The following is a 25687-nucleotide window of genomic DNA, read 5'->3' as shown; positions in this document are numbered from 1 at the left end:
TGTATGTTGAGCTTGCAGGAAATAATAACGGCAACAGGTGGACATTGTGAAAATATGCAGGAGCTTGTTTTCACAGGGATTACGACTGATTCGCGGATTGAAAGCAGTGGTGAATTGTTCGTAGCTTTGTGTGGTGAGCGTTTTGACGGTCATGTTTATTGTAAAATGGCGTTGGAACATGGAGCGGCGGCAGTGCTGGTGTCAAAGCCTGTGCCTGAACTGCCCTCTGAAACTGTAATTATTACTGTTGAGGATACGCTGCTTGCTTATCAGCAGATAGCGCATGCATACAGAATGAGTAATAAAAATTTAAAGGTGGTTGCTGTTACTGGTTCTAATGGTAAAACTTCTACTAAGGATATGATTGCTGCCTGCTTGTCGACTAAGTTTAAGGTGATCAAAACTCAGGAAAATTTTAATAATGAAATTGGTTTGCCAAAAACATTGCTGAGCGTTAAGGCTGATACAGAGATTGCTGTTGTCGAAATGGGAATGCGCGGCTTGGGTCAGATTAGGGAATTATGCGATATTGCAAAACCTGATGTAGCGGTTGTGACTAATGTTGGTGAAACACATATGGAGCTTCTGGGAAGTATGGAAAATATTGCCAGAGCAAAAAGTGAGCTAGTTGAAGATCTGACACAGGAACAATTGGCGGTGCTGAATGCTGATAATGAATATGTTGCAGCAATGGCGGATAAAACTAAGGCACAGGTTGTTACTTATGGGTATTCAGGTAAAGCTACTTTCCGCGGTGATAATGTGGTAACAACTGCTCATGGGAGTGTATTTACCTGCATTGACAGCAGATCAGGAGAACGTACGGAAGTGAATATGCCATTTATTGGTGAACACAATGTACAAAATGCTTTGGCAGCGATTGCAGTGGGTGCTGCTTTTGGTGTAAAATTAAATAATAGTGCTAAAGCTTTAATGACAGCAAAACTGACAGGCAGCCGTCAGGAAATAGTGCATATAGGTACTATGACGGTAATCAATGATGCCTATAATGCCAGCCCTGCTTCAATGGAAGCAGCGTTAAAAACTTTACATGAAGCAAAGAAAGCTGCCCACGGCGCCCGCACGATTGCAGTGTTGGCTGATATGCTGGAGCTGGGTGATATTTCTTTCGATTCTCATCGCAGAGTTGGTCAGTTTGCTGTTCGCGAAAAGACGGATATGGTAATCGCTTATGGTGATGAAGCAAAAGCTATTGCCGCGGCAGTTGAAGCTTTGGGAGGCAAAGCATATTGGTGTGCTGGCCGAGATGAAGCGGCCAAGCTTTTGGATAGCCTTCTGCAGTCGCATGACATAGTGCTTTTAAAAGGTTCGCATTCGATGCAGGTGGATTCTCTTTTGGAGTTAGTTTTAAAAAATAAACAGCTATAGCTATAAGGTTTGGAGATTGATAGAAAATGGATTACAGCCTTTGGGGAGCATTGGCGACATCTTTTGTGATCTGCGCAGCCAGTGGACCTGTGCTGATACCGCTGCTTCATAAATTGAAATTTGGTCAGAGCATTCGTGACTGCGGGCCGCAGGCACATCAAAAAAAGAGTGGCACACCGACAATGGGCGGGTTGATGATACTGACTGCAGTTCTGGTTGCAGTGCTGGTATGGTGCAAGCTGACGCCGGCAGTTTTGATTGCATTGCTTCTGACTTTTGGGCATGCGCTGATTGGTTTTGTTGACGATTATATTAAAGTGGTAATGAAACGTAATCTTGGGCTTACAGCTAAACAGAAACTGTTTTTACAATTCTTGCTGGCTGGTGCCTATGTTTATTATCTTGAATTGCAGCCGCATGTAAATTTGGGGTTGAATATTCCAGGAACCTCATTGTCAGTTCCCTTGGGAAGCCTATATTACGTACTGGCGTTTTTGCTTCTGGTAGGTACTACGAATGCTGTCAATCTTACTGATGGGTTAGATGGCCTGGCTGCATCCGTAACAGTACCGGTAACGTTGGCTTATGCTTATATTGCTTATCAGTCAGGCAGTATGGACCTCAGTATTTTTGCTTTGACATTGACGGGTGCTTGTTTGGGCTTTTTACTGTTCAATCGTTATCCGGCTAAAGTTTTTATGGGCGATACAGGTTCTTTGGCACTGGGCGGAGGAATTGCTGCGTTGGCCCTGTTGACACGGACAGAGCTGTTGCTGATTATTCTTGGCGGGATTTATGTTATGGAAGCAGCTTCGGTTATTATTCAGGTCGGTTATTTTAAGAAAACAGGCGGTAAGCGTATTTTTCGTATGACGCCTATTCATCATCATTTTGAATTGGGCGGGTGGAAAGAAACAAAGATTGTGCAAGTTTTTGCGGGCAGTAGTTTGCTGCTTGGTTTAATCGGTATCGGGTTATGGTGTTTGGGGAACGGAGGCGGCTGCTAATGACAAAGACGGTTTTAGTATACGGTACTGGCATCAGTGGCTGCGGAGCTGCTGACGCTTTGGCGAAACAAGGCTGCAGGGTGCTTCTATATAGCGATAAGGAAACAAAGATAGATAATGCTTTGCTGGAACTGCTGAAAAAGCAAGGTGGTGGCCTGTACTGCGGCAATGGGGAAACTTTGCTGCAGGAAGTAGAACAGATAGTTTTATCGCCTGGTATTCCTTTGGCTAATCCTTTGACTGATATGGCCGTGCAGATGGGAATAGAGGTCATAAGTGAAGTAGAAGCGGCATACCGCAGTTATCATGGGCATATTATAGGAATTACGGGTACGAATGGAAAAACAACAACTACTACTTTAGTAGGAGAAATGCTGAAAACTTTGCCTGTGCCAACGGCCGTTGGCGGTAATATTGGACAGGCATTGTCTAAGGAAGTTGAGAATTTAGGAGCTGACGCCTGGCTTGCAGCGGAACTGTCTAGTTTTCAGCTGGAAGGTGTGCGTGAGTTTCGCCCAGATGTAGCAGTAATTTTGAATCTGACTCCCGATCATTTAGATCGCCACCATACGATGGAAGCTTATGGTGCGGCGAAGTGTAATATATTTAAAAAACAGCGTGAGAATGATATCGTGATTTTAAATTATGATGATCCTATTATACGCGGCTGGGGCGAATTGGCCCCTTCAAGGGTTTGCTGGTTCAGCCGCAGGGAGCAGCTTAATCGTGGCGTATATTTAAACGGAGGTAATTTTACTATTGCCTGGGACAGACAGCTTTATACTGTTTGTCATAAAAAAGACTTGCGTGTATTTGGCGGTCATAATGAAGAAAATGTACTGGCGGCTATTGCGGCATGTTTTTTTGCCGGGGTCACTATTGAAAATATGCGCAGGGTTTTGCTGGATTTCACAGGTGTTGAGCACCGTTTGGAGTATGTGATGACAGTTAACGGTGTACCATATTATAATGATTCGAAAGCAACTAATCCTGATTCGACAATAAAAGCTTTGGAAGCTTTTGACGGGCATATAATTTTGCTGGCAGGCGGACATGATAAAATGACATCTTTGGAACCGATGATGAAATTAGTGCAGGCCAAGGCAGATGTGCTGATTTTATTGGGTGAAGCGAAAGAACGTTTTTATGAAGCCGCCGCAGCAGCAGGCGTAGGCGATATCAGAAAAGTAGAGACAATGGATGAGGCTGTTGAGCTGGCGTATAAGCTGGCTGCTGCGCCACAGGTAGTATTACTGTCACCTGCCTGTTCTTCGTATGATATGTTTGAAAATTTCCCTGCACGCGGCCGTTATTTTAAAAATTTGGTTGCGGCATTGCCAAAGTAAAGGCTAGGAGGAAAAACTGTGAAAGTTATACTTTCTGGCGGCGGTACCGGCGGGCATATTTATCCGGCGCTGACTATTGCCGATCAAATCAAGGCTATCCGTCCTGATGTGGAAATTACCTTTGTCGGGACAAGGCAAGGTTTGGAAAAAGATATTATTCCACGTTACGGTTATAATTTGGAATTTATTGATGTTGCAGGTTTTAAACGCAGTTTAAGTTTAGACACATTGCGTTCAGGCATAAAACTGCTGCATGGGCTTAAAGATGCCTACAGCCTGCTTGATAAGTTGAAGCCGGATTTAGTTATTGGTACTGGCGGTTATGTTTGTGGTCCAATCGTGTTTTTAGCTTCTTTAAAAGGTATTCCCACATGTATTCAGGAACAGAACGCAATGCCTGGTGTAACTAATAAAATTCTGGCACGTTATGTGAGAAAGGTTTTTTTAGGTTATAGTGAGGCCGAAAAATATTTTGGCGGTTCGTCAAAAAAGATTTTTACAGGGAATCCTATTCGCAGTGAGATCATGCAGAAAAAACGTAAGGATGCTGTTGCTGAGCTTGGGCTTGATGCAAACAAAAAAACTATTCTTGTATCAGGTGGAAGCCGAGGGGCCCGCAGCATCAATAATGCCATGCAGTATGTAGAGCGCGAGCTGTCGGGACGCTCAGATGTGCAGGTGCTGCATGCTACCGGTGAAGTTAATTATGAATATTATATGGCTGAAATGAGGAAGGCCGGATCATTGGACGATAACATTATGATCAGGCCATATCTGCATAATATGCCGGTTGCTTTGGCAGCTGCCGATCTGGCTGTATTTCGGGCCGGAGCTATCGGTTTGGCAGAGTTGACAGCAAAGGGTGTTCCTGCTGTGCTTGTACCATATCCTTACGCTACAGCCAATCACCAGGAATTTAACGCTAAGGCCGTAGAGGCGGCCGGAGCAGCTAAGGTTATTTTGGATAAAGAACTGACAGGCGAAAAATTGTTGGAAGAGATAGAAAAATTACTGATCAACGATAACCAACTGCAGGCTATGAAAAAAGCTGCAAAAAGTTTGGGAAGACCTGAGGCGGCGGCAGAAATCGCGCAGCAGGCGTTGAACTTAGTAAGAAAATGACGGAGGAGGGCTTTTAGTGCTTAAAGGTCTGCAAAACATTCATTTTATCGGTATTGGAGGAGCCGGAATGAGTGCTATTGCGCATGTTTTGCTCAAACGCGGTTATCAGGTATCAGGTTCTGATCTTAATGCCGGTCATATGGGAGCTAAGCTTGCTCAAGAGGGCGCTTTGGTTTACATGGGTCATGCCGAATGTCAGGTCGACGATGTCGACGCCGTAGTTATATCCAGTGCTATCCATCAAAATAACCCCGAACTGATGGAAGCGAAAAAACGTAATTTACCTATTCTGCACAGATCAGATGTGCTGGCAGAGATTCTTAATCATGCTGATGGGGTGGCTGTGGCAGGTGCTCACGGCAAAACTACTACCAGTGCAATGATTTCCTGTATTGCTGCTGCATCGGATATCGATCCGACCATTATTATTGGCGGTGAGGTTGGCAGCTTGGGCGGTAACGCCCGTAATGGGGCAGGACCATATGTGGTAGCTGAGGCTGATGAAAGCGACGGTTCTTTTTTAAAGTTTTATCCTAAGTATGCCATTGTTACAAATATTGAAAACGATCATATGGACCATTATGGCAGCGAAGAAAATATTTATCTGGCTTTTACAGAGTTTTTGTCTAATGTCAAAGACGGCGGCGCAGCAATTTTATGTATGGACAGTCCAAAACTGCGCAAGCTGGCATCAGAAACGACAACTCCTGTTATCAGCTATGGCCTGGAGCATGAAGACGCTCGTTATCAGGCGAGAAACATCCGATACAGTGTCAATGGTACCTGCTATGATTTATATGTAGAAGGAGTTTTTGTCAGCACCGTTGAGCTGATCGTACCAGGACAGCATAATGTGCTTAATTCTTTGGGAGCAATAGCGACGGCACAGGCAATGGGGATACCGATGCAGCAGATTTTACCTGCATTGAAGAAATTCAGCGGTGCTAGAAGACGTTTTGAAACAAAAGGCCGCATTGATGGGATCTGGGTTGTTGACGATTATGCGCATCATCCGACGGAAATCGGTGTTACGTTAAAAGCGGCCAGGCAGACCCAGCCTAAAAGGTTGATTTGTGCTTTTCAGCCGCACCGTTATACCCGCACAAAATTATTGTTTGATGAATTCAGCCGATGCTTTGCTGATTGCGATCAGCTGATATTGACTGATATTTATTCTGCAGGTGAATTCCCAATTGATGGTGTAAGTGGGGCTTCACTGGCAGAAGCTGTGACTGAGGCGACACAGCAGCAGGTTACGTTTATTCCTACTTTGCCGAAGTTAGAGGAGTACTTGTTTAAAATTGCCGAGCCGGGAGATTTGATTATGACTGTTGGCGCCGGCGATATTTTTAAGGTCGGTGAAGAGCTTGTTACCGAGCTTGAGAGAGGTAGATAATGATGAATAAAAACGATGTTGTTGCAGTAATAATGGGAGGTCCGTCGGCTGAACGAGAAATTTCTCTGGTTACTGGTGCCGCTATTGCTGGGGCTCTGCGTGAAAAAGGCTACAATGTTGCCGAAATAGATCTGGAACCGAAAAAACTGGCACTGCAATTGGAAGAATGCAGTGCAAAAGTAGTTTTTAATGCTGTACATGGAATGTATGGTGAAGATGGTCGGCTGCAGACTTTACTGGAGATGCTGGAAATTCCCTATACTGGTTCAGGTATGCTTGCAAGTGCGTTGAGCATGGATAAAGCGGCATCTAAACGCATCATGCAGGCCGCAGGTATTGCTACTCCTAAATCGTTGATTTTTGTAAAGGGAGAAACGCATGATTTTTGCGGTGAGATTCTATCTGCTTTTAAAAAGATGCCTGTTGTTGTTAAACCGGCGACACAGGGATCCAGTATTGGTGTTGAGATCGTAAAAAATGATACTGATATTAATTCTGCTATGGAGAAGGCTTTTACTTATTCCCGTGAGGTTGTTGTGGAAGAGTTTATTCAGGGCAAAGAGCTTACTGTTGCCATTATGCAGGATGGGGGCATGGCTGTTGCATTGCCTGTTATCAATATCGTACCGCATTCCGGGGTTTATGATTTTCATTCTAAATATACCAAAGGTGAAACTGAATATTTAGTTCCGGCGCCGCTTGATAAAGAAACGACAAGGCATGTGCAGGAACTGGCTGTTGCAACCTACAAGGTTTTGGGATGCAGTGGTGTTGCGCGTGTGGATGTGATGCTTGATGAAGCAGGTAAAGGCTATGTACTGGAGGCTAATACAGTTCCAGGAATGACTGCTACCAGCCTGGTGCCGAAAGCAGCAGCTGCTGTGGGGATATCTTTCCCTGACTTGTGTGAGAAGATTCTTTTGTCGGCATCTTTGAACGATAAATAGTAAGATCGATACTGCTGATATTGACGAAGTGAGGTGAGAAAGGTGCAGTCGACAAGTGAACGTTTGCGAAAAGAGCGGAGAAGGCGTCGGGTGCGCCTTTTGCGTTTCATCTGTTTTTGCATAATATGTGCTGCTTTGCTGGCTGCTGGCTGGCATTGGGTTCGTCAGCCGGGTTTTGCTTTTGGCAGTATTAATGTCGAAGGCAGCGATAAGGTTACGGCTAAAGATATTCTGCAGATCTCTGGTGTGCAGGAGCCTGTTAATTTGTTTGTGATATCACCATGGCAGGTACAGAAGGCGCTGACTCATGACGTAAGATTCGAGAAGGCTGATGTTTCTTACAGTTGGCCTGGTGTGATGCGCGTGAAGATCACAGAACGGCGGCCGGCAGTATATCTGGCCTGCTCTTATAACGGATATGCAAAGGTAGATTATACAGGCGTGGTGATGGAAGTCAGTGATGGAATCAAGGATGCCAACGCTCCTGTATTATCAGGTATTGTTACAGGTAATATTTACTTTGGAGACAGAATCGGTGAAAAGCAGGTTTTACTGATTTTGGAATTTTTGAGTCAATTGGATCGTGATACTGTGGCGCATATTTCCGAAATTGCTGTAGACCAGCAGAATAATGTTAAGTTCTATCTGCAATATGGTTATCCGATTTTATTGGGTGATGTTTATAAGATTATGGATAAACTTAATTTATTTGTTACTGTTTTTAATGAAATAAAAGCAAAAAACATACAAGCTGAATTTATTGACTTGACATTTACGAAGCCATATATTAAATTGAAACAGTAACATAGCAAGAATTACACGGAGGATAAAATGTTTGCGAACAAACATGCAAAAATTTTAATTGCACTGGTTTGCGCCGTACTCGGTTTTATGTTGGCTACACAGTTTAAAACTACAGAACGACAAAAAACTATTAATATTCAGCGTGCCGAGGATTTGTCTGACCGTTTGAAAGCAGTAGAAAAAGAACGAGATGAATTATCTAAAGAAATGGAAAAGCTGCAGGCAAAAGCAGGTGACGAGGTTGTTGCCAGAGAAATAGTTCGGTTAAAAGCTTTTGCAGGTGATTTTGAAATGCATGGTAAGGGTATCAAACTGGTTTTGGATGACAGTAAGATTGCCAGCAAACCTGGAGAAAATCCTAACTTGTATATTATTCATGATGATGATTTATTAAGAGTTATCAATGAGCTGCGTGCCGCAGGCGCTGAGGCTATTGCCATCAACGGCGAAAGGATTGTAGCGATGAGCGAGATCCGCTGTGCGGGTCCGACTTTATCGGTAAATAACAATCGTTCGGCACCGCCTTATGAGATAAAAGCTATTGGGAATCCTAACAATTTAGAAAGTGCGCTCAAATTGCGCGGCGGCGTTCTGGAAAACTTCAAATTTTGGGGTATCCAGGCCGATTTAAGTCAGTCTGATGATATCGTTATTCCGGCTTTTAAAGGCCGTAAAAGTTTTGAGTATGCCAAAATAGCAGAAGGGCAAGCTTCCGATGCAGAGAAGGAGGCGGCAGAAAAATGATTTTTTATGTTCTTGCTGGTTTGGCGGCAGGCATCTGTGCCGGATTGTATTTCCCGGTTTATATACCGCCTGAATATGGTAAAATGCTTTCTGTAGCTTTGATGGCGGCATTGGATACTGCTTTCGGCGGGATTCGTTCCAGCATGGAAGGGTCTTATGATAATACGGTCTTTATTACGGGATTTTTTACTAACGCTGTGCTGGCGGCTTTTTTGTGCTACGTTGGTATGATTCTTGGTATCGACTTGTATCTGGTTGGTATCCTGATTTTTGGGATGCGCATTTTCCAAAATCTGGCGGCGATCAGACATCTGTTTTTGAAAAAATAAAAAAATTTTTATAAAAAGCAGGAAAAAAGACTATTAATGTTGAATGTAAAATGTCAATGGTTTTGATTTTTCATTTTGACCCAAATACATAAGGGGGAGCACAATACGATGTTTGAAGAATTTGAAGAGAAAAGTTTTGAAAATTTAGCCAATATAAAAGTTATCGGTGTCGGCGGCGGCGGTAACAATGCTGTCAACCGGATGATTTCAGCCGGTGTTCAGGGTGTGGAATTTATTTCCGTAAACTGTGATGCCCAGGCTTTGTTGCTTTCGAAAGCTCCCAACCGTATTCAGATCGGCGAAAAACTGACCAAAGGTCTTGGGGCCGGTGCCAATCCTGAAGTCGGTGAAAAAGCGGCCGAGGAGTCCAGAGATCAGTTGCTGGAATCTCTGCGCGGTGCTGACATGGTTTTTGTAACAGCAGGTATGGGCGGCGGTACAGGTACCGGCGCTGCGCATGTTGTGGCTGAGTGTGCCAAAGAAGTTGGCGCTTTGACAGTCGGAGTAGTTACCAAACCGTTTTCTTTTGAAGGCAAACGTCGCATGACGCAGGCTGAAAACGGTATAGTTAATTTGAAAGATAAAGTTGATACTTTGATCACCATACCTAATGATCGTTTGCTGCAGGTAATTGATCGTCGTACTTCGATGCTTGATGCTTTCCGTATTGCTGATGACGTACTGCGTCAGGGTGTGCAGGGTATTTCTGACCTAATCGGAGTTCCAGGACTTATCAATGCCGACTTTGCTGACGTGAAAACTATCATGTCTGATGCAGGGTCTGCTTTAATGGGTATCGGTACGGCCAAAGGTGAGGGCGGAGCCCGTGCAGCAGCTGAAGCTGCAATCAAGAGTCCGCTTTTGGAAGCTTCTATTGAAGGGGCACGTGGTGTACTCTTTAATATTACCGGCGGTAAAGATTTATCACTGTTCGATGTTACTGAAGCATCTAATATTATTACTGAAGCTGTTGATGCTGAAGCTAATATCATTTTTGGTGCTGTTATTAATGAAGAGTTGGAAGATGAGATCCGTGTTACGGTTATTGCTACCGGTTTTGAGCGCAGAAATCCTGCTGTCGGAGCGCGTGGCGCTTCCCGTCCAAGTTATAACAACAGCTATGCACAGCAGCACAGCAGTGAAAAACAACAGGCTGCTGCTCCTGCGCAGCCGGGACAAGCTCCTTCGTATGGTTCTGGTGTTATCAAACCGCCAACCTCCGATACTGAAATTCCGCCTTGGATTCGCGGTTAAACTTACAAATGCGAACTCCCTTTGCTTATGCAAAGGGAGTTTTTCTATATCTTGGGCATATATGATAGAAATGTGGATGAAAAACACAAGATATTGTTTGAATAAACTGAAAGTTATGATATAATAAAAGCGCTGATATAAATAAAGCTGTAAAAGGAAGTGACGTTATGAAGTGCCCGTTTTGCTCTTATCGTGACAGTCGAGTTGTTGATTCCCGTGCTGTGGATGATGGCGTTTCTATTCGGCGTCGTCGAGAATGTCCTGATTGTGGACGCAGGTTCACTACTTATGAAAAATATGAGGAAACTCCTTTGATGGTAAGTAAAAAAGATGGACGTCGGGAGTTGTTCGACGCTAAAAAACTTTTGAGTGGATTGATCAAAGCTTTTGAAAAGCGGCCTATTTCTTATGAGAAAATCCAGGAAATTGCTGAGCATATCGAACGGGAACTGAGGATGCGCGGAGAAGCAGAGATCAGGAGCGAAGTTATCGGCGAAGCGGTAATGAATCATTTAGAGAAAACTGACCAGATCGCTTATGTACGGTTTGCTTCTGTTTATAGGCAGTTTGCTGACGTTAATAATTTTATGCAGGAATTACAACGTATTATGAAAAACAATGAAAGTATTGATCGGAGTGATAAGGAATGATGATCCGTAAGCGTGACGGCAGGGTTGTGGAGTTTGATGAAACAAAAATCACGGATGCTATTTTTGAAGCGGCTAAATCAGTAGGCGGCGCCGACAGGCAGCTGGCAATGGAATTGACTTTGAATGTTTTAAAAGCCTTAAAAAATGAAAATAAGCAGACTGTTGATGTTGAACATATTCAAGATATTGTAGAAAAAGTACTGATTGAAAGCGGACATGCCCGTACGGCTAAATCATATATTCTGTACAGAGCTAGAAGAACTGGTATGCGCAGCTCTCGCAGTGAGCTGATGGACACTGTGGCAGAGATATTAAAGGAAACTGACCGCGACAATGCTAATATTTCTAACTCTCCTTCTGCAAAAATGCTTCAGATAGCATCGGCTGCCAGTCGGGAATTTTATCTGAATCGGTTGATCCCTGAAGAAATGGCTACGGCTCACAAGCGAGGTGATATCCATATCCATGATCTTGATTTTTATGGAAAAACATTAAATTGCCTCAATATTCCATTAGGTCGGTTGCTGGCCAAAGGTTTTAATAATGGACATGGGTTTATCCGTCCTCCCAGACGTCCAGGTTCTGCGACAGCTTTAGCGGCAATTATTCTGCAAAGCTCTCAGAATGATATGTTCGGTGGACAGTCTTTTGGTTATTTTGATACTGATATAGCGCCTTTTATGGAAGGTGCTTCTGAGGAAGAAGTATTTCAGGCGATGGAAGCGCTTGTTTATAATTTGAACAGTATGCACTCCAGGGCTGGTGCGCAGGTACCGTTTTCGAGTTTAAATCTGGGTCTTGATACTTCTGAAAATGGTCGCAAGGTGACGCGTAATTTATTGAATGCATATGCTAAAGGTCTTGGACGCGGGGAGAATCCTATTTTTCCGAATGTTATTTTCCGTGTTAAACGCGGTATAAATCTGGACAAAGGTGATCCTAACTATGATTTATTCCAGCTGGCTATTTCAGTTGCAGCCAAGCGTTTGAATCCGACTTTTAGTTTTATGGATACTAGCTTTAATAAACCTTATGGCGGGGATGTAGCTTATATGGGCTGCCGTACACGTGTTATTGCTAATCGTCGCGGACCTGAAATTACAGAAGGCCGCGGTAATTTGTCCTTCACTACAATTAATTTGCCGCGTTTGGCAATTAAGTCTGAGCGCAACATAGACACCTTTTACCAACTGTTGGATGATTTGCTGGATCTTGTACGAGATCAGCTTTATCATCGCTATCAAGTGCAGGCAAATCTTAAAGTCCGTGATCTACCGTTTTTAATGGGGCAGGGATTATATTTGGACAGTGATAAACTGGCCAGTGACGACAGGATTGAAGAGGCTATCAAGCATGGTACTTTGGGCGTTGGTTTCATTGGCTTGGCTGAGACACTGACTTCTTTGCTGGGGTGCCATCATGCACAAAGTGAGGAAGCACAAAAGCTTGGTGAAGATATCATTGGTCATATGCGTGAAAAAGTGGATGCTATGAGCGATAAATATGATTTGAATTACAGCTTTATTGCAACTCCTGCCGAAGGTTTGTCAGGGCGCTTTATTCGTATGGACCGCAAGGAATATGGTATTATTCCCGGTGTTACGGATAAAGCTTATTACACTAATTCCTTTCATGTACCGGTATCTTATCCGATCAGTGCTTTTGAGAAAATGCGCTTAGAAGGTGCATATCATAAATTTACAAACGGTGGCCATATAAGTTATGTTGAGTTTGCCTCGTCTCCTGTCCATAATCTAGGGGCAGTGGAAGATGTTCTTAGACATATGCTGGAATGTGACTGTGGTTATGTAGGTATTAATTTCCCGATTGATTATTGTGAAGAATGCGGCTACACTGGTATCATTGACAGTGATTATTGTCCTGTTTGCGAAAGGACTCTGACCCAAAAATATTGTCGGGAAACCTGTTGTACTGAATAGGAGGCGTCTATTGTGCTTAAAGTTGCCGCTATTTTAGAAGAGTCTATTGTGGATGGTCCGGGGATCAGGTCTGTGATTTTTTTTCAGGGCTGCCCGCGGCATTGCGAAGGCTGCCATAATCCTGATCTGTTACCTTTTGAGGGAGGTACGGAGTATTCTCCGCAGCAGCTGGCCGACGAAGTTTTTCCAAAGCTGACGCCGCTGCACAGAGGTATTACTTTAAGCGGCGGGGATCCGTTGGCGCAGGCGGACGACATTTTAGAGTTTCTGAAGCTGGTGCGTAGAGAAAACCCAAAACTTACAATTTGGTGTTACACTGGTTATTGGTATGACGAGGTAAAGGATTCTCCTGTTTTGCAGGAAATAGATGTTTTGGTTGACGGGCCTTTTATTTTGGCGCAGCGTAATCTTGATCTGCCGTTTCGCGGGTCAGATAACCAGCGTTTAATCGACCTGACAGCGACTAGAAAGTCAGGTAGCATAGTTGAAGTTAATTTATAAGGCATATTGGAGGGGTCGAGATGCTGCTAAAGTTATTACAGGATGGTTTTGGAAGCGCTATGGATTTGAATTGTGCGGAAAAAATTCTTTATGGTGCGAATTGGGCTTATAATATGAAGCTGCCCGGTGAGGCCTTAAAACTTGCTGCCGGGTTTGGCGGTGGTATGGGGGTAGAAAGCAGCTGTGGCGTTATAACCGGCGGCGTTATGGTATTGAGCAGCCTGTATGTAAGCCGTAACGGGCATGAAAGCGGCCGTATCAAAGCGTTGGAAAAGGAATTTATTGAAACCTTTACGAAGGAAATGGGAACAATAGACTGTTCTGATCTCAAAGCGAAATATCGTAATGATGAAATAAAATGTAATCTGGTTATTTTTAAGGCCGGTGAAATTTTAGACCGTATAGTTGAACGTGAAGGACTGAATTAAATATAAAAACTCCGCCAGCCTCTGCTGGCGGAGTTTTTACTTATTTAAAGTTTTTATTTTTAAAGTTTGATAATATAAGGTGTCAGATCGATCTTATTTTTTTGCAGGCCTGTTGCTAAAAGAAATTCCTGCGTAGCATTCAAATCTTCGATATCAGAAGTTTTTATTTCAGGATCGAAGTCATACCATGGGGCCATGGTTACAACGTCTTCAGGGGCAAGCCCTGTTGCCTGAGCGGTAAAATCGTATGCCTTAGCTTGCTCCTGATTCATATAGTCAATATTTTTACGATGAGCTGAAAGATAACGTTTAAGAATATCAGGATTGTTTTTTACTAAATCTCCGCGTGCGGCGATGACGATCGTGGCGTCAACAAGGCCTTCCCCGCTGATTATGATGTGGGCGCCTGCTTTTTGAGCACGCAGAACATCTGAGCCTGCTACGAGTGCGGCATCGACATTTCCGTTCAGCATAGCGTTGACAGAGGGAGGAATATCCATGGAGAGTAGTTCCACACTATCTGGCTTTAGATTGTTTTTGGCCAAAGCGGCAACAAGTATCTGGTGCAGGATTGTTCCTTTAGGACCGGCAACTTTCTTTCCTGTCAGGTCTGATACTGTTGTGATATTCGGATCCTTGGCCATGATGGTGAAGGCTTTGGGTGCGCGGCTGTAGATACCGACAATTTTTAGATCAACTCCGTTGGAAGCTGCCAAAATAGCAGAAGTGCCGCCGAGGGCACTGCAGATATCAAGACTTCCAGCTGCCAGTGCTTCAGTTTGTTTGGCACCGGAATTGATTTCAGGATAAGAAATTTTAGTATCAGTTTTTGCAAATTCTTTGCTGACAGTTTGCAGATTTTTGTCAATAATCGAAGGAATGTTCAATGGCGATTTAACATAGGTAATCTTAAGTTCTTTGGGTTCGTTGGAATTGGAAACATAAGATTTGCTGTCACTGCAGCCGGATGCAGCAAGCATAACAGCCGCCATACAACAGCAGGCTGTTATTTTTTTGATGATTTTACTGGAAAGCATTTCTATTACCACCTTATCTGATTAATTTTCTATTGCGCTCAGTATTTGCAGGCGTAGTTGCTGGAAAGAAAGAGATGCTTGCTGACGAGGATATTCCATATCAATGCGCTGGTCTATTTTTATCCTGCCCTCCTGCATGACTAAAATACGCTGCCCTAACAGTAGTGCTTCTTCAACGTCATGGGTGACGAAAATAACGCTTTTTTTCTGTTGTTGAAATAAGGCTAAAAGCATTTGCTGGAGACTGCGACGTGTAAAGTAATCTAAAGCACTGAACGGTTCATCCATTAAAATAAGATCGGGATTTTGAAACAGAGTGCGTCCTAGAGCTGTGCGCTGTGCCATACCGCCAGAAAGTTGTGACGGATAAGAATGTTGGAATGCTTTGAGTCCCAAAAGTTCTAGAAGCTCTTCGTCTGGCGCAGCCGGAAGACTGGGATCATTTTTAGCGGCAAAAGCTATGTTGGCATTGACAGTCAGCCAGGGCATCAGCCGCGGTTCCTGAAAAACAAAGCCTATTTTGGCGGTTTTGCCATAATTGATGGTTCCTGAAGTGGCAGGTTCCAAGCCGGACAATAACCTCAGTAATGTTGTTTTACCGCAGCCGCTTTTTCCGACGATACAGGTGAAGCTGTTTTCAGAGAAAGTTAAATCAACGGCATTAAGTGCTGTGATAAGATTTCCGGAAATGGTATAGGTTTTAGTGAGTGCGGTTGTATTAAGCAGCATATTTATCACCAGTTTCTGTGTTCCAGGGCAGTATTTTATTAGTCAGTGTTAAGAACAGCCAGTCGATAAGGCTGCCGACGATGCCAATGGCAAATAACCCTACTAATACGATATCCGGACGTGACATTTGTTCAGCGTCTAAAATCATATAACCGATCCCGGACGAAGCAGCTATTAACTCGGCACCGATAAGAGCCCGCCAGCTGTAACCCAGCGAAAGCTGCAGGCCTACGGCAATAGCGGGAAGCGCTGCCGGCAACTGGATAAGCATTGCCTGCTGCCAGGCAGTGAAATGCAGAGAACGGCCGACTTCCAGTAACTTACGGTCGCAGCCTTTAATACCGCTGTAGGTGTTCAGAAAAAGCGGAAAGAAGGACGCCAGAAAAATAATGACTAATTTAGAGCCTTCGTCAATGCCGAACCAGAGGATTATCAGCGGTATTGCAGCCAGAGGCGGCACATGACGAAGGAATTCCAGGACAGGCCAGCAATAGGACTGAAAAGCGTTGCTGCGTCCGCACAGGATACCCAAAGGTAAAGCGACAACAACTGAACAGAGGAAGCCTCCGGCTACTCTCTGCAGACTTATCAGTAAATGCTGCCACAGCATACCGCTGCTGATCAGTTCTCCTGCTGTAATGGCTGTTGCAGCGGGACTTGGCAGCAGATAAGAGCTGAAGATCTGTAATTTACTTATAATATACCAGAGTAAAGCTAATAAAAACGGTAAAAGTATTCCGTTTTTCCATGTGCGCATAAATTTCTCCTAATAAATACCTATTGTTGATTTTACTTTAAGACAAATTGACCTGCTTGTCAATATTTATGGATAGAAGGAGAGCGATATTATAGTTGTAGCAGAGTTGAATATCAAACTGAGCTGCAAAAACGGAAAAAGTACTGTTGCGCTAAAGTGGTTATGTCTTGTGGGGGGGTACTAGTGTGCTATAATAATTGTATAAAGAGAGAAAATAAGTATGTTAAGAGAGGTAGTAATATGATTTATCAAAAACTGACTACCGGTACGGGTCAATGCCTGCTGCTGATCAGAAAACATGCTGGCCGGGATGGTTTTGAATTATGGCGTCGTAAGGAACGGTGCTGGTGTTATTTTAATAATGTCGGGGCTGAATATTTTAAAGAATTTTTTGATATGCGTGGAGAATTGGCAGACATCAGTGAAGCTGAAGCTTTAGAACTGATAAAAGAATTGCGTGAATGATAGAAAACTGGCATCAGTACCTGATGCCAGTTTTCTATTTTATTTCATATTTTTTAATAGATTGATTACGTTATCAAGAATGTTTGTTTGATAATTTTCAATATTGCCGGAATCACAGGCTGCAGCTAAATCAGGATCGATTGGAAGTTCAGCCAGGATTTTAAGTCCATAAGCGTCAGCGGCGGCTTGCAGATGACTGGGACCAAAAATATGATATTTTTTACCATTGTCTGGGCATTGGAAATAAGAATAATTTTCGATCAGTCCCAAAATAGGAATTTGCATCATGGCTGCCATTTTTACAGCTTTACCGACAATCATAGAAACTAATTCCTGAGGAGATGTAACGATGATGATAGCGTCGACGGGAAGTGACTGAAAAATAGTGAGAGGAACATCACCGGTACCTGGAGGCATGTCGATGAACATATATTCTATGTCCGTCCAGATAACGTCGCTCCAGAATTGTTTAACAGTACCGGCAATAATCGGGCCGCGCCAAACGACAGGATCAGTTTCGTTATTCAAGAGAAGATTAGTAGAGATGATTTCAATACCACTTGTTGTCTGCATTGGCAGCAGGCCAATTTCTGTAGCATTGGCTTTGCCGTGCAGTCCGAAGGCTTTAGGAATTGATGGGCCGGTGATATCGGCATCTAAAACAGCAGTTTTCTTGCCAGCTTTCTGCATGGCTGCAGCCAAAAGCGAAGTGACGATAGATTTTCCGACACCTCCTTTACCGCTGACAATACCGATAACTTTTTTTACAGTACTCATTTCGTGAAGTGGAACAGAAAAATTTATTGCAGTATTAGCATGGTCGCAATTTTCGCAGGATGTTTTGTCACAGCCAGTATCAGAGCATTGACGGTTTTGTTCGGACATGGGATACGCCTCCGGTAGATTATTATTTGTTTTGCAGAAGTTCTCCGCGCTGCAATAGACGGCAGGAAGCGCGGACACAGTTTTGATTATGACCGTCGCAAAGGCGGAATTCCCCGCCTTCGATAGATAATTCCTTGCCGTTAATAAGAGCATCTGCTAATTTATAACGTGCTTCTTCGTAGATTTTTTGAACAGTAGTCCTGGCTACATTCATTGCCATAGCGCAGGTTTCCTGTGTGCAGTTTTCCAGATCCATGAGCCGGATCGTTTCGTATTCATCAATAGTCATGGTTATTTTCCCCTGCGGCTTGCTGCCGCAGGGAGCAAAAGTTTTATTGAGCGGCATACAGCAGATCTTACGCCATTTAATAGGTCTCGACATAGTAGAAACCTCCTTTCCTCAAGGGGTTTATTATTGTGAATATCATAACGTTATTACTGTCTTATGTCAATAAAAGCAGCCGGCAAAGTGATTTTCAAAAACGTGTGTTTATGTTATAATTTACCATATCAAGGGCATGGTGAAAAATTTGGATACAAAAGATATTTGGGAGTTTTCAAAAAGCTTTGTAAAACGTGAAGGTATATTATTACTGGCCTGTGTTCTGGCGGTTGTTTCTTCGCTTGCGGCTGTTCCTAAGGCAGAGTATATAGACTGGCGTGTTTTAGTTTTATTATATTGCCTGATGTTAGTTGTAGGCGGGTTTAAAAAGCGTCGCGTACTTGATAGCTGTGCCGTACGGCTTTTGCAGAGATGTATTTCGCTGCGTCAGATAACTGCTGCACTGCTGCTGATAACTTTTATCAGTTCAATGCTTGTAACAAATGATGTGGCTTTAATAACTTTTGTTCCTTTGACTTTGGTTATTGGCAAAGAAGCAGGACTTGATGTTGGGAAAATAATTGTTTGGCAGACATTGGCGGCTAATCTTGGCAGTATGCTGACACCGATGGGAAATCCGCAAAATTTGTTTTTATATGCCAGTTATAATTTTGACATTGTTGCTTTTTTTAAGGTCACATGGATACCGACATGTTTAGCAGTGGCTTTGCTGGCAGTATTTTTAATGCGCCAGCAGGACAGGCAGTTAAAAGTAAGCTTGACCTCTGTGAATGTAGAACGTGGCTGGGGTCTGATAGTTTTAAATTTACTGTTTTTGCTGTGTGTAGCGACGGTCTTGCACTGGTTTGATCATTGGTTGCTGCTGATGATAACGGTGACGGTAATGCTGGTGCTGGATCGCGGTTTATTCAGTCAAATGGATTATTCTCTTTTGTTCACGTTTGCAGGTTTTTTTATCTTCATTGGTAATTTAACACAATTTGATTTTTTAAATATTATCCGAGACAGTTTTTTCGGAAGTGCGTCCGGTACATATTTTTCCGCAATTGCTGTCAGCCAGTTTATCAGCAATGTCCCTGCTGCAATGCTGCTGGCTGCATTTTCTCCGCAGCCTGAAGCTTTGCTGCTTGGGGTCAATGTCGGCGGACTGGGAACGCTGATCGCTTCGATGGCGAGTGTGATATCTTATAAGCTGTTTGCAGAGGCGTACCCTGCGCAGGTCAGACATTATTTGCTGATGTTTCTGTACTATAATTTGATAGGTCTGTTTTTATTAGTGCCGGCGGTATACTTTTTAATGCTGTATTGAGAGGGTTGTTTATGCGGCGATGGATCATGCACGTGGATATGGATGCGTTTTTTGCATCCGTCGAACAATTTGATAATCCTGATCTGATGGGACTGCCGGTAATTGTCGGGGGACAGTCTGATCGTGGCGTTGTATCTACTTGCTCTTATGAAGCACGTGTGTATGGTGTACACTCGGCAATGCCTATGATGGAAGCCCGGCGTTTATGTCCTCAGGCAGTCTTTTTGCCGGGCAGAATGAAGCGGTATCAGGAAGTATCACGGCAGATCATGACTATATTTGACAGCTTTTCTCCTTTGGTTGAACAGCTTTCGGTGGACGAAGCGTTTTTGGATATTTCAGGAATGGAGCTATTGGCTGGTTCTGAACGTGATATCGGGTTTAAAGTAAAAAGATCAATAAAAGAAAAAACTGGCTTAACAGCTTCAGTTGGTATTGCTCCCAATAAATTTTTGGCAAAACTGGCCTCGGATATGCAGAAGCCGGATGGCTTGGTTGTGATAAGGGCAGAAGAGGCTGAGGTCATGTTAAAGCCAATGTCGGTGCGTCGTATTTTTGGAATTGGGCGTAGTGCTGAAAAAAGTCTGCTGCAGTTTGGCATAGAGACTATTGGGCAAATTGCAGATGCTGATTTGGGTATTTTGCGTAAAGCTCTGGGGAATAATGCTGCATTGGTAAAACAACTGGCACATGGTTTGGACGATAGACCGGTAGTTAATGATTATGCTGCTAAATCTATTGGGAAAGAATGTACTTTTGAACAAGATCTTCATACGGAAGATGAGCGGCGTCATGCTGTTCTTGATTTATGCGGACGTGTTGGCTGGCGGCTGCGGCGCAGTGGCGTTGTTGGCTATACTGTAACTTTAAAGGTGAAGTTTGCGTCGTTCAAAATCATTACCCGCAGTATTACAGCTGAAGGTCCTGTAGCTTATGATGAAGAAATTTTTGCGTTGGCGCAGAAGCTGATGCAGTCTGTAAAATGGATCGAAGGCGTAAGGTTATTAGGCGTCAGCGTAGCGCATTTAGAACCTGCCGATGCGGTGCCTGTACTAAATTTTGCCGAAGATGAGCGATTGGGTAAACGTAATCAGGCGGTCGATATATTAAAAGCTAAATTTGGTGAAGATATTATAAAACGCGGTTTTTAAAACCGCGTTTTATAATATGATGATAAACGGCATATGTTTTAAAATACAAAATATATTGTTAAATAAATTAGAAAACAACAAAATGTAGTAGATGTTACATAAAAGTTTATTGACATATGCCGAAAATCTACTATAATCATATATAAAAGAGCCGACGATGATAAACTGCCGGCAACGAAAAAACAATAAAGGAAGTGTAAATGATGCAAGAAAATTTATTGAAAGAATATGGTTTATATATTAATGGTGAATGGCGGCCGGCTTCAGATGGAGCTACGTTTAGTTCTACAGATCCTGCGACTGGTGAACATTTGGCGGTATGTGCTGAAGCAACTAAAGCGGATGTTGATGATGCTGTAAAAGCGGCGCAGAAAGCTTTTGAAACATGGAAAGATACTACTGCGCAGCAAAGAGCTGATATTTTAAATAAAATAGCTGACATTATTGATGCAAATGCCGCACACTTGGCAAAGGTTGAGTCTATGGATAACGGTAAACCTTTACGTGAGACATCAGGAATCGATATTCCAATGTCCGCTGATCATTTCCGCTATTTTGCAGCTGCTATCAGAATGCAGGAAGGTACTGCGACCATGCTGGATAATAATACGATGAGTTTGGTGCTGCACGAGCCGCTGGGAGTTGTGGGACAAATTATTCCCTGGAATTTCCCATTTTTGATGGCAGCGTGGAAATTAGCTCCGGCGTTGGCTGCAGGCGATACTATTGTCATTAAACCTTCCAGTCAGACGTCGCTTAGTATTCTTGAGCTGGCAAGATTGCTTGAAGGTGTACTGCCGAAAGGAGTTCTGAATATTATTACCGGTAAGGGATCAAAATCTGGTAACGATATCCTTGAACATCCTGGCTTTGCTAAGCTGGCGTTTACCGGTTCTACTGAAGTCGGGCGTTCTGTTGCCGAAGCTGCCGCTGAGAAATTGATTCCTGCCACTTTGGAACTGGGTGGCAAATCAGCTAATATTTTCTTCCCAGACTGCAACTGGAATTTGGCTATGGAAGGGTTACTGCTGGGGATTCTTTTTAATCAGGGCCAGGTTTGCTGCGCAGGATCACGTGTTTTTGTACATGAAGCAATCTACGATAAATTTGTAGAAGAAGCAGTCAAACGTTTTGAAAAAGTAAAAGTAGGTCTGCCGCTTGATAAAGGCGTACAAATGGGTGCACAAATTGATGCAAATCAGGTCAAAAAGATTTTGAGTTACATTGATATTGCCAAACAGGAAGGTGCTACTATCGCCTGCGGTGGCTATAAATTGACTGATAATGGTTTAGAGAATGGTAATTTTGTTGCTCCTACTCTGATTACCAATGTTACTAATAATATGCGTGTAGCTCAGGAGGAAATTTTTGGACCGGTTGCTGTAGTCATTAAATTTAAAGACGAAGCGGATGTTATCCGTATGGCAAACGAAAGCGTTTATGGTCTGGGCGGTGCTGTCTGGACTCAGGATATCAATCGTGCTATGCGCGTGGCTAAAGCTGTACAGACCGGTAGAATTTGGGTCAATACCTATAATGCCATTCCGGCAGGTGCACCTTTTGGAGGATATAAACAATCCGGTATTGGGCGTGAAACTCACAAGGTGATGCTGGATCATTATAGTCAGACTAAAAATATTATGATTAATCTTTCGGAAAATACTTTAGGGTTATATGAATAAAATAAAAAACGACTGCATAGCAGTCGTTTTTTTGTTTTTAAGGTTTTAGAAAGCAGATGTAATGAAACTTTCCATATCACCTGCACTTAATGCGCCGACATGGCTGTCAATAACATTGCCGTCAGCATCAATGATGTAACTTGTTGGTATAGCCTGAACGGCATAGGCTGAAGCAGCAGCTCCATTCGTATCAAGCGCAACAGGGAAACTGAAAGCGTGATTTTCCATAAATGCAGCTACATCAGGTTGGGTGCCGTCGATGTTGACGATAATAAAGTGGACTTTATCTCCATATTTCGCGTACATTCTTTGGATATCAGGCATTTCTCCAACACAGGGAGGGCACCAGGTCGCCCAAAAATTAAGGAAAACAGGCTTACCTTTTAGAGAAGCAAGGGAAACAGTTTGTCCATTCATATCTGTTACAGTAAAAGCCGGAGCCGCGTTAGTTTCTGCTTTGGCAATATGCGGGAGGTCGAAAAAATGTACGCCGCTTACAGCGACGGCAGTAAGTAAGATTACGCCTAAGATAACTTTTTTGAGTGTGCTCATAACAGTACCTCGCTTTGTAAAATTTTAGGATATCATAATAAACTTTATTTTAGTATAACAAAGTTTATACTTGTAACGTTTGTTATACTAATTTTATAAATGGTTACAAAAGTTGATTATTTGTTGCTTCGGCAACATTGGTGTCGGCTTTTTTCACTTTACGTCCAAGCGAGATTGCGCTTGCAGGGCAGGTATCGATGCACTCGCCGCAGTTAATACATTCACGGTCTCCTACCTTTACGCAGTCCATTTTACATTTGCGTATACAGGCATCGCAGCCAGTGCATTTGACATTATCTACCTGGATCCCAAAATAAGAAATTTTATTAAATAAACTATAGAAGGCTCCTAAAGGGCAGATAAAGCGGCAGAAAGGTCGATAGATGACGATGCTGGCAATAACAGTGACGAGCAGTAGAAATAATTTCCAGTTAAAAAGCATACCAAGATTTTGTTTGAGGAAGGGATTGGTGCTTAAAAGCGGTAATGCTGCTTCCAAAGTACCGGCAGGACAAATATATTTACAAAAGGCTGGTGCGCCAACACCAACGACATAGAAAAAAACTATTGGCAAAATAATAACGAAAAGCAAACCAATAATGTATTTAAGCTTTGTCAAAGTCCTCGTTGCTTTATTTTTAGCAAACTTTGGCGACGGAATTTTATAAAGTAGTTCCTGGATGAATCCAAATGGGCATAGCCAGCCGCAGACAGTTCGCCCAAGCAGTAAACCAAAGAGGAGCATAAGTCCTAAAACATAGAACGGAAAGCGTAGGAGCACTCCTGATAAAGAGCTTTGTAACGCTCCTAAAGGGCAGGCTCCTAAAGCGCCTGGGCAAGAATAACAGTTAAGCCCGGGGACGCAAATACTTTTACTTGGCCCCTGCCAGATTCGGCCATTAAGGAATCCCGGCAGATTACCATTATAAAGAAATGCGGTAAGGATTTGAATGAGGGTTCGTTTAGCCAATGCCAATACACTCCAGACAGATCATAGCTGCTTTACGAAGCACGCTGAGATATTGTTGTTGCCAAATGCCGATGCCTAAAAAAATCAGAGCTATCAGCCATAGATATTTTTTCATAAGCAGTACCAGACTTTCTTCAATATGCACAAAAGATATTGTATGTAATATGATAGCAGAAAGACAGCTTGAAAACAAATGAAAAATATGTCGTAGACAAAAAGCTTTTTTATAGTTACAATTAAAAGGTAGTGATCTTAAAATTGGAGGATGGTAGTATGGTAAGTGTAAAGAAAATTGTAATGATGACCCTTGTAGCTGTAACGATGCTTGGACTTGGCGGTTTGTTTCCCCATGCAGAGGCTTCAAAACTGGACGAAATTCAAAGTAGGGGCTGTCTTTTGGTTGGAACTACAGGCGATTATAAACCGATGAGTTATTTAAACCGGGAGACAGGAAGATATGAAGGCTTTGATACAGAAGCAAGCGAACTTCTGGCACAATCGCTTGGGGTTAAGGTGAAGTTTATACCAACTACATGGAGCACGTTGACTGCCGATACTTTGGCTGGTAAATTTGATGTTGCAATGTGCGGTATCACCCGCACTTTAGCAAGAGAACAAAAAATGGCGCAAAGCAATGGTTATCTGGTATTTGGCAAAACTATTCTATGTCGTAAGGACGATGCTAAAAAATTTAAAACACTGGCGGATATGAATAAAAAAGATGTGCGTGTAATGGTAAATCCGGGAGGTACTAATGAAAAATTTGCTCTTGCTAATCTGCCTGACTGTACATTGATCGTACATCAGCAAAATGCAGAGATCCCAGGTTTGATTGCGGAAGGAAAAGCAGATATTATGATTACAGAGACAATGGAAGCACGCCGTTATGTGCGTGATAATGCAAAACTTGCGGCTCCTTTGATCGAGGAACCATTTACAAAAAACAACTTTGGCATACTGATGCAGCAAGGTGATCAGATTTTTCTTAACTATGTGAATATGTGGATGGAAGAAATGGAGTTGAACGGAACATTTGCCCGTTTAGATGCTAAGTATATAAAATAATAAATGTAAAAAGCCTGCCTTTTTAAGGCAGGCTTTTTACATTTATTTCAATTTTACAGATTTGTATTCCCAGAAACTTTAGCATATAATAAAACATAAGAATTAAGAAGGAGGAACTGCAATGCTGATACAAAGGTTTGCAGCTGTTGCGCTGGGCATTATGATGGGGACGAGCTTGCTTTTGCAGACAGGAACTGTACTGGCTGCAAAAAGTGAAGCTTATTATACAACGCAGAAAATTTCTGATTATAAAAAAGGTGAATTTGCAGTTTTGGCTGATGATGACGTGAATTTTCGTTCGGGGCCTTCAACTACTGCTGATGTTTTAGCATGCCTGCCAAGGCATTCGCTTTTTCGTCTGAGTGGCAGTAAAAGCGGGGAGTGGCAAAAAGTTGAATGGAATGGTAAAAGTGGTTATGTTTTTGCCGAGTATCTGGAAAAGCCTGAGGCTGAAGAATTGATCGACGAAGATAATTCGTTGGGGGATTGGCATTTGGGTCAGATTTTTGACAGTTCAGCGGCAAAATCGTTGGGAAAAGTAAAAAAAGAAGCTAAAGATGGGAGCAGTCAGGTTTATGATTTTCAGCAGCTGCAGGTTAAAGCTAAACGTGGTAATAAGAAAATCGTTGAGCTTATGACAGCTTCTCCTGTAATCTATACAATGCGTGGTATTGGTGCGGGTGACGACGGTGCCCGCGTTATAGGCCAGTATGGGATCCCGGCAAGGGTCGTTTATCTGAAAGATGATAAAGACGGTGCTGTGATGATGTATGGTTATAATTTTCCCAAAAACAGTAAAATCGGTAAAAGTTTAGATTTTTATATTAACAGCGATGGTGATGTGTGCAGAATTGTTTTGAGCGGGGAAGAGTGAATCTGTATAAA

General features: G+C 42.9%; 28 protein-coding genes. 20 read left to right on the top strand and 8 right to left on the bottom strand.

What is annotated here, in order from left to right; all coding sequences use genetic code 11:
• Positions 1-3 precede the first annotated feature (3 nt).
• From PFJ30894_RS10155 to PFJ30894_RS10090, 14 genes are all read left to right on the top strand, one after another.
• Positions 4-1389, top strand: a complete 1386-nt coding sequence (locus PFJ30894_RS10155) for a UDP-N-acetylmuramoyl-tripeptide--D-alanyl-D-alanine ligase (protein WP_125669750.1) — start codon at positions 4-6, stop codon at positions 1387-1389.
• Between the two features lie 26 nt (positions 1390-1415).
• Positions 1416-2396: a phospho-N-acetylmuramoyl-pentapeptide-transferase gene (gene mraY, locus PFJ30894_RS10150; protein WP_125669749.1), complete on the top strand. Its 981-nt coding sequence runs from the start codon at positions 1416-1418 to the stop codon at positions 2394-2396.
• Complete coding sequence (gene murD / locus PFJ30894_RS10145; RefSeq protein WP_113078086.1) at positions 2396-3742, top strand: UDP-N-acetylmuramoyl-L-alanine--D-glutamate ligase; 1347 nt, start codon at positions 2396-2398, stop codon at positions 3740-3742. The genes mraY and murD overlap by 1 nt, the downstream gene beginning before the upstream one ends.
• 18 nt (positions 3743-3760) lie before the next feature.
• Entirely contained in the window at positions 3761-4864 is a 1104-nt protein-coding gene (murG, locus tag PFJ30894_RS10140) for an undecaprenyldiphospho-muramoylpentapeptide beta-N-acetylglucosaminyltransferase (protein ID WP_021717432.1), read from the top strand.
• Positions 4865-4880: 16 nt separating this feature from the next.
• Complete coding sequence (gene murC / locus PFJ30894_RS10135) at positions 4881-6260, top strand: UDP-N-acetylmuramate--L-alanine ligase (RefSeq protein WP_021717431.1); 1380 nt, start codon at positions 4881-4883, stop codon at positions 6258-6260.
• 2 nt (positions 6261-6262) lie between these two features.
• A complete protein-coding gene (locus PFJ30894_RS10130; protein ID WP_044491613.1) occupies positions 6263-7207 on the top strand; it encodes a D-alanine--D-alanine ligase family protein in 945 nt (314 codons plus the stop codon).
• A gap of 42 nt (positions 7208-7249) precedes the next feature.
• Positions 7250-8011: a cell division protein FtsQ/DivIB gene (locus PFJ30894_RS10125; protein ID WP_167457067.1), complete on the top strand. Its 762-nt coding sequence runs from the start codon at positions 7250-7252 to the stop codon at positions 8009-8011.
• A 27-nt stretch (positions 8012-8038) separates the two neighbouring features.
• A complete protein-coding gene (locus PFJ30894_RS10120; protein WP_021717428.1) occupies positions 8039-8755 on the top strand; it encodes a DUF881 domain-containing protein in 717 nt (238 codons plus the stop codon).
• Positions 8752-9084: a small basic family protein gene (locus tag PFJ30894_RS10115; protein WP_021717427.1), complete on the top strand. Its 333-nt coding sequence runs from the start codon at positions 8752-8754 to the stop codon at positions 9082-9084. Before PFJ30894_RS10120 ends, PFJ30894_RS10115 begins: the two co-directional genes overlap by 4 nt.
• Positions 9085-9192: 108 nt before the next feature.
• Positions 9193-10338 (top strand): cell division protein FtsZ, encoded by a 1146-nt coding sequence (gene ftsZ, locus PFJ30894_RS10110; RefSeq protein ID WP_021717426.1) that lies wholly within the window; start codon positions 9193-9195, stop codon positions 10336-10338.
• Between the two features lie 167 nt (positions 10339-10505).
• On the top strand, positions 10506-10988 hold the full coding sequence (gene nrdR / locus PFJ30894_RS10105; protein ID WP_021717425.1) for a transcriptional regulator NrdR: 483 nt from the start codon (positions 10506-10508) through the stop codon (positions 10986-10988).
• Positions 10985-12928, top strand: coding sequence for an anaerobic ribonucleoside-triphosphate reductase (gene nrdD, locus PFJ30894_RS10100; protein ID WP_125669747.1), 1944 nt, complete (start codon positions 10985-10987; stop codon positions 12926-12928). The genes nrdR and nrdD overlap by 4 nt, the downstream gene beginning before the upstream one ends.
• Before the next feature lie 12 nt (positions 12929-12940).
• On the top strand, positions 12941-13429 hold the full coding sequence (gene nrdG, locus PFJ30894_RS10095; RefSeq protein ID WP_021717423.1) for an anaerobic ribonucleoside-triphosphate reductase activating protein: 489 nt from the start codon (positions 12941-12943) through the stop codon (positions 13427-13429).
• 20 nt (positions 13430-13449) lie between these two features.
• A complete protein-coding gene (locus PFJ30894_RS10090; protein ID WP_021717422.1) occupies positions 13450-13857 on the top strand; it encodes a C-GCAxxG-C-C family (seleno)protein in 408 nt (135 codons plus the stop codon).
• A 59-nt stretch (positions 13858-13916) separates the two neighbouring features.
• Here PFJ30894_RS10090 and PFJ30894_RS10085 read toward each other — a convergent pair whose 3' ends face one another.
• Genes PFJ30894_RS10085 through PFJ30894_RS10075 form a run of 3 tightly spaced genes read right to left on the bottom strand, consistent with a single transcriptional unit; the run spans position 13917 to position 16380 of the window.
• Positions 13917-14894, bottom strand: a complete 978-nt coding sequence (locus PFJ30894_RS10085; protein WP_021717421.1) for an ABC transporter substrate-binding protein — start codon at positions 14892-14894, stop codon at positions 13917-13919.
• Positions 14895-14915: 21 nt separating this feature from the next.
• Entirely contained in the window at positions 14916-15623 is a 708-nt protein-coding gene (locus PFJ30894_RS10080; RefSeq protein WP_125669980.1) for an ABC transporter ATP-binding protein, read from the bottom strand.
• Complete coding sequence (locus PFJ30894_RS10075; protein ID WP_125669746.1) at positions 15613-16380, bottom strand: ABC transporter permease; 768 nt, start codon at positions 16378-16380, stop codon at positions 15613-15615. Before PFJ30894_RS10075 ends, PFJ30894_RS10080 begins: the two co-directional genes overlap by 11 nt.
• A 240-nt stretch (positions 16381-16620) precedes the next feature.
• Here PFJ30894_RS10075 and PFJ30894_RS10070 point away from each other — a divergent pair, with 240 nt between their 5' ends.
• On the top strand, positions 16621-16845 hold the full coding sequence (locus PFJ30894_RS10070; RefSeq protein WP_125669745.1) for a hypothetical protein: 225 nt from the start codon (positions 16621-16623) through the stop codon (positions 16843-16845).
• A gap of 39 nt (positions 16846-16884) precedes the next feature.
• Here PFJ30894_RS10070 and PFJ30894_RS10065 read toward each other — a convergent pair whose 3' ends face one another.
• Positions 16885-17730 (bottom strand): Mrp/NBP35 family ATP-binding protein, encoded by an 846-nt coding sequence (locus PFJ30894_RS10065; RefSeq protein WP_231997900.1) that lies wholly within the window; start codon positions 17728-17730, stop codon positions 16885-16887.
• A gap of 22 nt (positions 17731-17752) precedes the next feature.
• Complete coding sequence (locus tag PFJ30894_RS10060; RefSeq protein WP_125669744.1) at positions 17753-18112, bottom strand: DUF134 domain-containing protein; 360 nt, start codon at positions 18110-18112, stop codon at positions 17753-17755.
• Between the two features lie 148 nt (positions 18113-18260).
• On the opposite strand from PFJ30894_RS10060, the gene PFJ30894_RS10055 reads away from it, so the two are divergent.
• The 3 genes from PFJ30894_RS10055 to PFJ30894_RS10045 all read left to right on the top strand — a co-directional run bounded on the left by PFJ30894_RS10055 (position 18261) and on the right by PFJ30894_RS10045 (position 22215).
• Positions 18261-19382, top strand: a complete 1122-nt coding sequence (locus tag PFJ30894_RS10055) for an SLC13 family permease (protein ID WP_167457066.1) — start codon at positions 18261-18263, stop codon at positions 19380-19382.
• 11 nt (positions 19383-19393) lie between these two features.
• Positions 19394-20533, top strand: coding sequence for a DNA polymerase IV (locus PFJ30894_RS10050; protein WP_125669742.1), 1140 nt, complete (start codon positions 19394-19396; stop codon positions 20531-20533).
• Between the two features lie 203 nt (positions 20534-20736).
• Complete coding sequence (locus tag PFJ30894_RS10045) at positions 20737-22215, top strand: aldehyde dehydrogenase family protein (RefSeq protein ID WP_125669978.1); 1479 nt, start codon at positions 20737-20739, stop codon at positions 22213-22215.
• A gap of 45 nt (positions 22216-22260) precedes the next feature.
• Here PFJ30894_RS10045 and PFJ30894_RS10040 read toward each other — a convergent pair whose 3' ends face one another.
• The 3 genes from PFJ30894_RS10040 to PFJ30894_RS12060 all read right to left on the bottom strand — a co-directional run bounded on the left by PFJ30894_RS10040 (position 22261) and on the right by PFJ30894_RS12060 (position 23852).
• Positions 22261-22767: a TlpA family protein disulfide reductase gene (locus PFJ30894_RS10040; RefSeq protein WP_125669741.1), complete on the bottom strand. Its 507-nt coding sequence runs from the start codon at positions 22765-22767 to the stop codon at positions 22261-22263.
• 103 nt (positions 22768-22870) lie between these two features.
• Positions 22871-23737 (bottom strand): 4Fe-4S binding protein, encoded by an 867-nt coding sequence (locus tag PFJ30894_RS12135; RefSeq protein ID WP_125669740.1) that lies wholly within the window; start codon positions 23735-23737, stop codon positions 22871-22873.
• Positions 23730-23852, bottom strand: coding sequence for a CD1871A family CXXC motif-containing protein (locus tag PFJ30894_RS12060; RefSeq protein WP_256317431.1), 123 nt, complete (start codon positions 23850-23852; stop codon positions 23730-23732). The genes PFJ30894_RS12135 and PFJ30894_RS12060 overlap by 8 nt, the downstream gene beginning before the upstream one ends.
• 158 nt (positions 23853-24010) lie before the next feature.
• Between PFJ30894_RS12060 and PFJ30894_RS10030 the strand changes: the two genes are divergently transcribed.
• Both PFJ30894_RS10030 and PFJ30894_RS10025 read left to right on the top strand, forming a co-directional pair.
• Positions 24011-24802: a transporter substrate-binding domain-containing protein gene (locus tag PFJ30894_RS10030; protein ID WP_125669739.1), complete on the top strand. Its 792-nt coding sequence runs from the start codon at positions 24011-24013 to the stop codon at positions 24800-24802.
• Positions 24803-24923: 121 nt separating this feature from the next.
• Entirely contained in the window at positions 24924-25676 is a 753-nt protein-coding gene (locus PFJ30894_RS10025; protein WP_125669738.1) for an SH3 domain-containing protein, read from the top strand.
• Positions 25677-25687 lie beyond the last annotated feature (11 nt).

The sequence above is a fragment of the Phascolarctobacterium faecium genome (assembly GCF_003945365.1).
In the GTDB taxonomy this organism is placed as follows: Bacteria; Bacillota; Negativicutes; order Acidaminococcales; family Acidaminococcaceae; genus Phascolarctobacterium; species Phascolarctobacterium faecium.
The sequence above is the reverse complement of the archived record's forward strand: the minus strand, read 5'-3'. Positions and strand labels throughout refer to the sequence as shown.